The organism is Marinomonas rhizomae, from assembly GCF_003315485.1.
Classification (GTDB): domain Bacteria; phylum Pseudomonadota; class Gammaproteobacteria; order Pseudomonadales; family Marinomonadaceae; genus Marinomonas; species Marinomonas rhizomae.
In genome coordinates this window covers 43560-54384 of the sequence record NZ_QNSE01000019.1, presented here as the reverse complement: position 1 = coordinate 54384, position 10825 = coordinate 43560, and the positions used below count along the sequence as shown (strand labels likewise).

11 protein-coding genes are annotated in these 10825 nt (G+C 42.2%); 4 read left to right on the top strand and 7 right to left on the bottom strand.

All coding sequences use genetic code 11. From position 1 onward, the window contains the following. Nucleotides 1-152, top strand: a 152-nt coding sequence (locus DFP80_RS19290; RefSeq protein ID WP_147243845.1) for an IS3 family transposase, incomplete at its 5' end; no start/stop codon positions are given. A 105-nt stretch (nucleotides 153-257) separates the two neighbouring features. After that, nucleotides 258-1028, top strand: coding sequence for a TSUP family transporter (locus DFP80_RS19285; protein ID WP_113918420.1), 771 nt, complete (start codon nucleotides 258-260; stop codon nucleotides 1026-1028). 16 nt (nucleotides 1029-1044) lie between these two features. Here the strand turns inward: DFP80_RS19285 and gcvA are convergent, their stop codons facing one another. The 4 genes from gcvA to DFP80_RS19265 all read right to left on the bottom strand — a co-directional run bounded on the left by gcvA (nucleotide 1045) and on the right by DFP80_RS19265 (nucleotide 5056). Beyond that, the gene (gene gcvA / locus DFP80_RS19280) at nucleotides 1045-1974 is read right to left on the bottom strand and encodes a transcriptional regulator GcvA (protein ID WP_113918419.1); all 930 of its coding nucleotides are present in this window, start codon (nucleotides 1972-1974) and stop codon (nucleotides 1045-1047) included. Nucleotides 1975-2496: 522 nt separating this feature from the next. Then, nucleotides 2497-3870 (bottom strand): glyceraldehyde-3-phosphate dehydrogenase, encoded by a 1374-nt coding sequence (locus DFP80_RS19275; protein WP_113918418.1) that lies wholly within the window; start codon nucleotides 3868-3870, stop codon nucleotides 2497-2499. A 262-nt stretch (nucleotides 3871-4132) separates the two neighbouring features. Then, nucleotides 4133-4462: a DUF3392 domain-containing protein gene (locus DFP80_RS19270; RefSeq protein WP_113918417.1), complete on the bottom strand. Its 330-nt coding sequence runs from the start codon at nucleotides 4460-4462 to the stop codon at nucleotides 4133-4135. 36 nt (nucleotides 4463-4498) lie between these two features. Continuing rightward, entirely contained in the window at nucleotides 4499-5056 is a 558-nt protein-coding gene (locus tag DFP80_RS19265; protein WP_113918416.1) for a uridine kinase, read from the bottom strand. Nucleotides 5057-5183: 127 nt separating this feature from the next. Between DFP80_RS19265 and DFP80_RS19260 the strand changes: the two genes are divergently transcribed. After that, nucleotides 5184-5795 (top strand): uridine kinase family protein, encoded by a 612-nt coding sequence (locus DFP80_RS19260; RefSeq protein ID WP_113918415.1) that lies wholly within the window; start codon nucleotides 5184-5186, stop codon nucleotides 5793-5795. Between the two features lie 37 nt (nucleotides 5796-5832). On the opposite strand, the gene dnaJ is transcribed toward DFP80_RS19260, so the two are convergent. From dnaJ to grpE, 3 genes are all read right to left on the bottom strand, one after another. Next, nucleotides 5833-6960 (bottom strand): molecular chaperone DnaJ, encoded by a 1128-nt coding sequence (gene dnaJ / locus DFP80_RS19255; protein ID WP_113918414.1) that lies wholly within the window; start codon nucleotides 6958-6960, stop codon nucleotides 5833-5835. Nucleotides 6961-7152: 192 nt separating this feature from the next. Then, nucleotides 7153-9066, bottom strand: a complete 1914-nt coding sequence (gene dnaK, locus DFP80_RS19250) for a molecular chaperone DnaK (protein ID WP_113918413.1) — start codon at nucleotides 9064-9066, stop codon at nucleotides 7153-7155. 102 nt (nucleotides 9067-9168) lie between these two features. Then, the gene (gene grpE, locus DFP80_RS19245) at nucleotides 9169-9747 is read right to left on the bottom strand and encodes a nucleotide exchange factor GrpE (RefSeq protein WP_113918412.1); all 579 of its coding nucleotides are present in this window, start codon (nucleotides 9745-9747) and stop codon (nucleotides 9169-9171) included. Nucleotides 9748-10050: 303 nt separating this feature from the next. Here grpE and DFP80_RS19240 point away from each other — a divergent pair, with 303 nt between their 5' ends. Continuing rightward, nucleotides 10051-10737: a flavin reductase family protein gene (locus tag DFP80_RS19240; protein WP_113918411.1), complete on the top strand. Its 687-nt coding sequence runs from the start codon at nucleotides 10051-10053 to the stop codon at nucleotides 10735-10737. Nucleotides 10738-10825 lie beyond the last annotated feature (88 nt).

Below are 10825 nucleotides of genomic sequence, written 5' to 3'. Positions count from 1 at the left end.
AAATGTTCCATGGCGAAACCTTCGAGGACGAAGATGATCTGATCCAAGAACTTGAAGAGTATATTGATTACTACAATACGAAACGAATAAAAATGGGGTTAAATGGCCTGACTCCGGTAGAGTACCGAAATCAGGCATTGTTAGCCGGTTAATAAAGAGTCCAACTTTATGGGGTCACTTCATAAATTATTGTCTAGGTGGGCTTTTTTTGCTCTACTAAAAGCATCAACCCCCTCTTTAACAGGAATAAACATACAATGGACTTTGTCTTTTTCGATATATCTATTTGGGTCTATCTTGCTCTCTTTGGCGCTGCGTTTTTTGCAGGCGTTATCGATGCTATTGCAGGGGGAGGCGGTCTAATCACTGTACCGGTTTTATTAGCGGCAGGCCTTTCACCTGCAGAAGCTCTAGCAACCAATAAACTACAAGGCTGTGCAGGCACGGTATCTGCGTCTTACCACTTCATTAAAAAGGGCCAAGTAAAACTATCTGATATGTGGCTCCCTATTCTAATGACTGCCATCGGGGCGATATGCGGAACATTACTAGTATCCTACTTGGACAGCAGTCTACTGCTTAAGGCCGTTCCGCTTATTCTTATTGCTGTGGCTATTTTCTTTTTCTTCTTACCTAAGGTTCAACCTTATATCGCCAGTAAATTCTCTCTTACTCATGTCCAGTTTGCGCTCATTATAGGCACCAGCATCGGCTTTTATGATGGTTTGATTGGCCCTGGAACAGGCGCTTTCTTTTCTACCGCTTATTTATGCTTAATGGGGCTGACCGTGGTTTCAGCCACCGCCCACACAAAAGTACTCAATGCAACCAGCAACCTAGCCTCCTTAGCCATGTTCGCTTTTAGCGGCCATCTAATTTGGGCATTAGGTATCGTGATGGGAATTGGGCAATGGTTTGGAGCGCAAATTGGCTCAAGACTGGTTATTACCAAAGGCGCGAAGCTGATTCGCCCCATGGTAATTATTATGTGTTTAGCCATTTCAATTAAATTATTATTAGACAACTAGTAAGGCTTAGCTCAACTTACTCAGGCGCTGTCAAAGCATCCTCTGATGAATATTCGTAGCATTGCGCTACCAGCCAACTGAGTAACTGCTGGACAGGCTCTCGCTGACGCTGCATTTCAGGACAGACAAACAGGTAAGCATAACCTTCATCCAACGTTTCTGAAAATGGCATAACCAACCTTCCTTGCTGAATGTCATCCATAACCAAAGGTGTCCTACCCAAAGCAACGCCCTGCCCAGCAATAGCAGCTTGCACAGCAAGGTCACCACGATTAAAACTGATACCGCGAGATGGCTTAATACCTTTTGCGTTAGCCAATAGCAGCCACTTCTCCCATTCCGCATAAGGGCTGGAAAAACGCCATTCAGAATCATCATTTAATAAAGGCACTTGCGCTAATTGGCTCGCTTCCGTTAAAGCCCGCTGTTGTACAAACGCCGGACTACAAACCGGAAACACCTTATCCTTCATCAAGGGAACAATATGCCCTTTGGAGCTATGAACATGACTATGAACTATCGCCACATCAATTCTGTCACGCTGAAAGTTCACCTCTCTGTCATTAGCCTGAATACGAAGCTGTAAATCGGGGTAAGCTTCCTGCAAGTTACCCAATCGGGGGATCAACCATTTGGTTGCAAAAGATGGCATGACAGAAACCGTCAAAATATTAGACGTTTCTTCTTCTTGCAGCTCTAGCACCAAATCATTAATTTCAGTAAAACTATGGTTGAGCTGCACAGCCAAGCGCACCCCTGCCACAGTCAACTCTAAACGCCGATGGTAGCGAACAAATAAAGTCAGCTTCAAACGCTCTTCTAATTGGCGAATTTGCTGACTAACCGCTCCTTGCGTTAAATGCATTTCTTGCGCAGCTTTTGTAAAACTCAAATGACGAGCCGCGATAGCAAATGTGGCCAATCCTGCCAAAGGAATAGATTTCATAAAAACCCTCATTAGATGACTTCAGCTACTGCAAAATAAAAACGCCACCAAACTCAAAAGCCAATATAAAAAGCAGCAAAATAATTTAAATTTAACTTTATAATCAACAACTTAATTCTGTATTTTTGTTTTTCTTTAAATATTAAAACATAAAATAAAAAATAATTAATGTATTTTGCATTAATTTAACTAATCCAACAAATCAATTTATATCGTTTGTAAGACTTATTTAAATAGATAAAATTATTAGATCTCTTAGGTTGAACAGCGACCTAATATTTATCGATACAGCCCTAACTGTATTACTTCTAAAACGTGTCCCACAGTCATGTTTTAGATGAATATCACCATTCCCCACAGGATGATGCTATTCGCAACTGCTAGTTACTTTTGTTGAAGCCGGACCTTGTCCGGCTTTTTTTTTGCTTTAACTTTAACCTTACACTTAACGCTTGAAGCAAAAAAAACGGCAACCCGAAGGTTGCCGTTAAATAACACACATTAAATGTGTCCGGTCATTTCTTAAGCTGCTTTCTCTTCGAGTAATTCAGCTTTGGTAAAATTTGCCTGAGCTAACTTCTCCATTAAGCGCACAACCTGACAGCTGTAACCGTATTCGTTATCGTACCAAACATATAAAGTTGCTTGGTTACCACGAACTTTTGTCGACAAAGAGTCCAGAATACCCGCTTGCTGAGAACCGATAAAGTCAGAGCTTACTGCATCACATTCTTCACTGTAACCAATTTGGCCTGTCAATTCAGCACTGCTGGATGCCGCTTTCAAAAGCTGGTTAATCCCTTCAACAGACGTTGCAGATTTCAAGTTCAGACTTAACACAGCAATAGAAACATTGATAACAGGAACTCGTATCGCACTGCCACTCAGCTTACCTTCTAAAGAAGGGATCGCTTTTGATACCGCTTTTGCCGCACCGGTTTCAGTCATCACCATATTCATACCCGCAGCACGACCACGACGATCGCCTTTGTGGATATTATCAATTAAGTTCTGGTCATTCGTATAAGCATGAACTGTTTCTACATGACCGGACTCAATACCGTATTCTTTTTCCAATACAGACAAGATAGGCGTAATCGCATTTGTTGTGCAGGATGCAGCAGAAACAATACGGTCAGCGTCCGTTACATCGCTATCGTTTACACCGAAAACGATGTTTTTCATTTCTTTTCCTGGAGCGGTAAGCACAACGCGCTCAATACCTGGACGATTCAAGTGAACACTCAAACCATCATGATCACGCCAGCGACCTGTATTATCAACAAGTAAAGCGTTGTTAATACCATGGGCTTGGTAATCAACCTCCGCTGGATCAGAAGCATAAATAATTTTGACAGGCGAACCATTGATGATCAGAGCTTGATTCTCTTCATCCACTTTTACCAACCCATCATATACGCCATGAACAGAATCGTATTTAAGCAAACTGGCACGCTTAGAAAGGTCATTGTCACACGCTTTGCGTACAACAATCGCCGCTAATGCCATACCTGGTGTTGTATGACCAAGAGTACACATACGTCGAGCAAGCAAACGACCAATACGACCAAACCCATACAAAACAACAGGCGTTTCAGCTCCATCATTTGTTTGAGCGGCTAACACAGATTCCACATCTGCCTCAGCGATCAATGTCTCTAGCTCCACCACGCTGTTAGCGGTGTCACTTGCCAACACTTGCTCTAACACTTGATAAACTTGAGCAAGATCTAATTCAGGATGCTGATCAAACGCAGCCATCAAGCTCGTAACAGAATCAGCCATTAAGGTGTTTCCTGCCAACTGAACTTTTACCGCTTTCTCACGACCAAGTTTACCTAAAAGAGGAATCATAGATTCTGCTTGTGAAAGTGCTTGTAACCAAGTGCTTGTCATTTTCTGCCCCCGAAAAAAGACTCTGTTGTATCAATATGGGCGCAGTCTAACGGCAGATCAGGACAAAAACAAATTGTAAGAAGACAACAAAAAACCTTTAAAAACGGGTGTTTAGCGTGTTTTTTTATAGAAATAACGAAATAACAGAGAAGGTCTAGAAACTTTACTACATAATCGCGTTATTACACGGAAGATACCTGCTATTGGCACGATTATGTTGTAATTTGGCAACAAAGACTGACAGGAAATTTCATAAATTATTTTACAAATGACGCTTTCTTTCAGCCAAAACACCCAAAAGACAGAAACAAAATAGAATTAAAGCCGGACGATACATCAAATCGACACGTGTAATTCCCCAATAAACCAAGGGCTGACTCCATAAAGTGAGAAGCCCATACCCAAAAGTACACATCAAAATAAACGCCACTACCCGAGCAAAAAACACCCAAGAAGACACCAAGCTTTTGATAAATCCATTTACCTTGTCGCCGTAAACGACCAAACAAGTAGCAACCAACGCTAAAGAGATATCCTGAAGATAAGGCTGAAGAAAGTGTGCAAAACGAAGATTTAGATCAAGAATAAACATAGATAATTAACTACACGATAAACAAACTAAGGGTTATTAATTTTTACGAGACAAGGCTTCAACATCAATTTTCCCAGAACGAGTGGCAACTTTTGGACTTTCATCAACATACATAAGGGATACATCATAAGTCGTATTATGAAGTTCAATCATGGTGCCATCATTAAAAAACCACTTTGAGCGCCCAATACCATCATTAAGGACACCTTCATTAGGATCTCCGTACTTACGAATAAGCAATTCACCCAACGCCTTACGCTTCTCTTTACTTTCCACCACACCAGACAACAGAGCCTGACGAATATAACCCGATCTATTTGAATAAATCGTCACGCTAGTCACTCCCAAGATACCTTCAGGCCCTAAGCTATAACTCACCACACCATCTTTATAAGACGGATAACTACGCAGTCCCATGCTATTCAGCTGATTGTCTAATCGAGAAACGCTTAGGTCGTTTAATGGTAAACCAAACAGTTTAGCCTCGCTAAAAGGAGGAGAAACACCACTCACTTCAGCTTTGGCTAACGCAGAGAAGCCCATAAAAAAAGCAAATACAACCATAATAAACACTGGAGTGACTTTAGCTGGCATTAATTTTTCCTTTGAGGCGACGCACATCAGTTTGACTGGGCACAAAACATCAAACCTGATATATAATACAACACTATAAACTCCTTCAACTCAAGGAGCATCAAAACTTTATTTTCTGAGGTAAAAAATGGCTCTTGTTATTGGCATCACCGGTGTCTCTGGAAGCGGAAAAAGCCGACTTTGTTCTTTATTAGCGGAAGGTCAGGGTGACAAAATCACCGTCCTATGCCAGGACAGTTTCTATAATGGATGCGGTAGTATCGATCCGGACGTTTATAACTTTGATGATCTAAGCTCACTAGACCTTGAAAGCATCACTCTGGCGATTCATAACTGTAAAAACCGCCAGCAGCCAAATGAAATTCCAGTGTACGATCATTCTCAACACAAACGTACTGGCTATCGTAATCTAGACCCAACACACGTTGTTCTCGTGGAAGGTCACATGATGTTCCAAGACCCAGGTATTCGTGATGCTGTTGATTACCTTTTATATGTCGACACAGATATGGACATCGCCATTGTGCGACGTTTGAAACGAGATATTGCAGAACGCGGACGTGATGTAAACGAAGTAACAAGCCGCTACATGCGCCATGTACGTCAAGCCTCACTCAAGACCATCGACATTCGCAGTAAAGCGGATTTCATTATCCCAAACAACAAAAGCTTCACCAACGCCGCGAGTTTACTGCGAAATCACATAGACTACTTACTAAAAGAGAAAGGCGCCAAATAGGCGCCCTTCTTTTTTATATTACCGAAGCAGCAAAGCTTTATTTCTTTATGTCGTCAAAGAAACGTTTCACACCATCAAACCAGCTTTTTTGCTTAGGTGAATGGTCCGTCCCTTCACCCATACTTTCAGCCAATTCTGTAAACAGCTCTTTTTGACGAGCCGTTAAATTCACTGGTGTTTCCACAACAACCTTACAGATCAAATCACCCACTGGGCCGCCACGAACTGGCTTCACACCTTTATTGCGCAGGCGGAATAACTTGCCAGACTGACATTCAGCTGTGACTTTCAAACGCACACGACCATCTAATGTCGGCACATCAATTTCACCACCCAATGCCGCCGTTGTGAAGCTGATAGGCACTTCACAGTATAAGTTCGCACCATCACGCTCGAAAATGCTATGCGGTTTAACAGAGACCTGTACAAATAAATCACCCGCTGGACCACCATGAGTTCCCGCTTCGCCTTCACCAGACAAACGAATACGATCCCCCGTATCTACACCAGCAGGAATCTTAACATTAAGCGTTTTGTATTCTTGAACACGGCCTTGACCATGACAATCGTTACAAGGATCACTGATCACCTGACCGGCACCATGGCATTCTGGACAAGCTTGCTGAACAGAGAAGAAACCTTGTGACATGCGTACTTGACCAGCACCACCACAAGTTCCACAGGTCTTAGGCGTCGAACCTTTTTTAGCACCGGAACCATCACAAGTTTTACAATTCACTAAGGTCGGTATACGGATTTTTTCTTCACATCCCCAAACCGCCTGTTCAAGATCAAGCTCTAAGGTGTAACGTAAATCTGAGCCACGGCGAGTTCGGCTTTGACCGCCACCACCGCCGCCAAAAATATCACCGAACACATCACCAAAAATGTCACTAAAACCACCAGCTCCAGCGCCGCCGCCATAACCACCAGCCTGACCGTTTACGCCATCATGACCAAATCGGTCGTAAGCGGCACGCTTATCATCAGAAGATAATATTTCATAGGCTTCCGCCAGCTCTTTGAATTTATCGAGCGCTTCTGGGTTGTCTGGATTCTTATCTGGGTGGTACTTATTCGCTAAAGAACGATAAGCTTTTTTAATATCTTTCTTATCCGCGTCTTTGGCCACCCCAAGAACGTCGTAATAGTCTCTTTTGCTCATCGCAGGCATTCCTGAATTAAAAGTCTGAATGGAAAAATCTGAATTGAAAACTGGAATCGAAAAATTTAAGAATTTAAAAAAATTCAATTTTTAAAATCACCAACCTCATATTTTGCAAATAGCAAAGCACGGTCTAAAACCGTGCTCGCTATAAACAGCCCTATTAGTCAGGGCAACATAAGTGCTTAGCGCTTATTTTTTATCTTCTTTCACTTCTTCGAATTCCGCGTCAACCGCATCATCCTGAGACTTAGCCTGCTCGCCTTCAGCTGGCTGCTCACCAGCTTCTGCTTCTGCATACATCTTCTGCGCCAAAGTGCCAGATGCCTGAGTCAACGCGTTGGTTTTCTCTTCGATCTTCTCTTTGTCGTTAGACGTTAACGCTTCTTCAAGTTCAGTAATCGCGGTTTCAATCGCTTCTTTCTCTTCCGCTGTTGCTTTATCGCCAGCGTCAGTCAATGTTTTACGAGTAGCGTGAATCATACCGTCTGCTGTATTGCGAACTTGTACAAGCTCTTCGAACTTACGGTCTTCTTCAGCATTCGCTTCAGCATCTTGAACCATTTTTTCTACTTCTTCATCGCTCAAACCAGAAGACGATTTGATAACGATAGACTGTTCTTTACCAGTCGCTTTATCTTTCGCAGAAACACTCAAGATACCGTTAGCATCGATATCGAAGCTTACTTCGATTTGTGGCACACCACGTGGAGCAGGTGGGATGTCAGCCAAGTCGAAACGACCTAGAGATTTGTTCTGAGATGCTTGCTTGCGCTCACCTTGTAATGCGTGGATTGTTACCGCATTTTGGTTATCTTCTGCTGTAGAGAAAGTCTGAGATTTCTTAGTCGGAATCGTCGTGTTTTTCTCGATCAACGCCGTCATTACACCACCCATTGTCTCGATACCTAGAGACAGCGGCGTAACGTCTAGAAGAAGAACGTCTTTAACATCACCAGAAAGTACAGCACCTTGGATAGACGCACCAATTGCTACGGCTTCGTCTGGGTTCACATCTTTACGTGGCTCTTTACCAAAGAACTCAGTTACTTTCGCTTGCACTAGTGGCATACGAGTTTGACCACCAACCAAGATAACTTCATCGATATCAGAAGCAGAAAGGTCTGCGTCTTTCAATGCTTGGCGGCAAGGCTCAAGAGACTTCATTACAAGCTCTTCAACCAAAGACTCCAACTTAGAGCGTGTCAATTTCACGTTCAAGTGCTTAGGTCCTGTCGCGTCTGCTGTGATGTAAGGCAAGTTAACTTCAGTTTGAGAAGAAGAAGAAAGCTCAACTTTGGCTTTTTCACCCGCTTCTTTTAAACGTTGTAGTGCTAGTGGATCATTGTGTAGATCGATGCCTGTGTCTTTCTTGAATTCAGCCGCTAGGAATTCGATAACGCGCATATCGAAATCTTCACCACCTAGGAAAGTATCACCGTTTGTAGACAATACTTCGAATTGCTTCTCACCATCAACATCAGCAATCTCGATAATAGAGATATCAAATGTACCACCACCAAGGTCATAAACCGCGATAGTAGAGTCGCCGCTGCTCTTATCTAGGCCGTAAGCCAATGCCGCTGCAGTTGGCTCGTTAATAATACGCTTCACTTCTAGACCAGCAATTTTACCTGCGTCTTTCGTGGCTTGACGCTGAGAATCGTTGAAGTAAGCAGGCACAGTGATAACCGCTTCAGTTACTTTCTCGCCTAGATAGTCTTCTGCTGTCTTCTTCATTTTTTTAAGAACTTCAGCTGAGATTTGTGGTGGCGCTTTCTTATCGCCTTTCACTTCTACCCAAGCGTCGCCGTTATCGGCAGAAATAATTTTGTAAGGCACCATAGAGATGTCTTTTTGAACCACGTCGTCTTTAAATTTACGACCAATCAAACGCTTAACTGCGAACAATGTATTTGTTGGGTTTGTTACCGCTTGACGCTTAGCAGATTGACCTACTAGCACTTCACCGTCTTCAGCAAATGCGACGATGGAAGGTGTGGTACGATCGCCTTCTGCGTTTTCAATAACGCGAGCTTTTTCGCCGTCCAACACAGCAACACAAGAGTTCGTTGTACCTAAGTCAATACCAATGATTCTACCCATGGTTTGTATCTCCAATAAATTCGTTTATGACGATGATAATTCTGTATTTGGGTACGCTTAAAAGTATTTCAAGCGTCCAGTGTCAAAAAAATGACAGTATTTTTAAGCCGCGCTTGAAACCACTACCATTGCTGGACGCAATAAGCGGCCATTAATGGTGTAACCCTTCTGCACTACATCCATAACGGTGTTCGCATCTAGTTCAGGGTTTGGCACCATAGTGATAGCTTGATGCAGCTCAGGGTTAAACGGTTCGCCATGTGGATCAACCACTTTGACCTCAAAGCGAGCCAAAGTCTCAAGCAAATCTTTCAACGTCAATTCCACACCTTCACGAACAGGGTCAGACTCACCTGTATCTGGCGCAGAAGCCAAGGCTCGCTCAAGATTGTCTGCTACGTTCACAATGGATTTAGCAAACTTTTCTAAACCAAATTTGTGCGCTTTCTCGACATCTTGTTCAGCACGGCGACGTACGTTTTGTGCATCTGCATGAGCGCGAAGTGCCGCTTCTTTATACTGAGCGACTTCTTCTAATGCTTTTGCAAGCTCATCATTTACAGTAACTTCTTCTAAAGTCTCTACTTCAGGCTCTAAAAGCTCTTCTACTGTTTCGTTTTGCGTTTCGCTTTTCAAATCATGCTCCGCGTCTAGATTAGGATTTTTTTGCTGCTCACTCATTTTCAACTCCAAATAACAGAAACATTACTTTCTATGTGCAGGGTATATGGGGTCAGCTTTTAACCTTTCAACACTAAAGCCGCATTAATTTTATGGGAATTTTTAAGACTATTACTTCATAGAGAAAGTTCGTCTACTGACCATATACCACAGGCAATTTTTTACTCTTTTTAGAGAGAAGAAATAAAAATGGAAGCAAGACTAAATTCGTCCAACTGGACTTCCCAAACTATTACGAAAACCTAGAAAAAGAAAAGTTGGCACAAATATGGCTAGAAATTACATACAATAAAAGGAGAAATCATGAACACATCAACCCATTCTATTGACTTCAAAACAATTACAACAAAAGAAAGGTATAAAATTTTAGCCGGCAGTGTCGTCCCTAGACCTATAGCTCTAGTTACAAGCATCAATAACAAAGGCGAACTAAATGCTGCCCCTTTTAGTTTTTTCAACGCTCTCTCCGCAAACCCTCCACTAGTAGGGTTCGGAATACAGCGCATGCCAGATGGCCAACTAAAAGATACTTATAAAAACATTATTGAGAATCAAGAGTTCACCGTGAACATTGTATCTGACGCACTTGTAGAGGCTATGAATATTTGCGCAATTCAATTTGAAAGCAATGTTGATGAAGCATCTATGGCGGGCCTTTCAGCCATCCCAGGGACATTGATTAACACACCAAGGATAAAGGAGTCCATGATTTCTCTTGAATGCAAACTGTTTAGCAACATCTCAACAAGTGAATATGGAGACTTATTACTAGGTGAGGTGGTTATGGCTCATATAAATGAATCAATTATAGATACTAACAACCTTTATATTGACCAAATTGGCCTTGATGCAGTAGGTCGTATGGGCGGGCAGGGATACGTAAGAACAAGGGAATACTTTGATTTAAAGGCAATAAAAAAAGAAGAGTTTGACAGCATTAATCAATTACGTATTTGGGGAAAAAAATCCAAAAACAAAGAACAGTTATAGTGCAAAATAAAATTGTATGCACTTTTTTGGTGTTTTTGCATACGATTTTTCTCATAAAAAAAGCCTTATTAACCGAACTTAACTATAT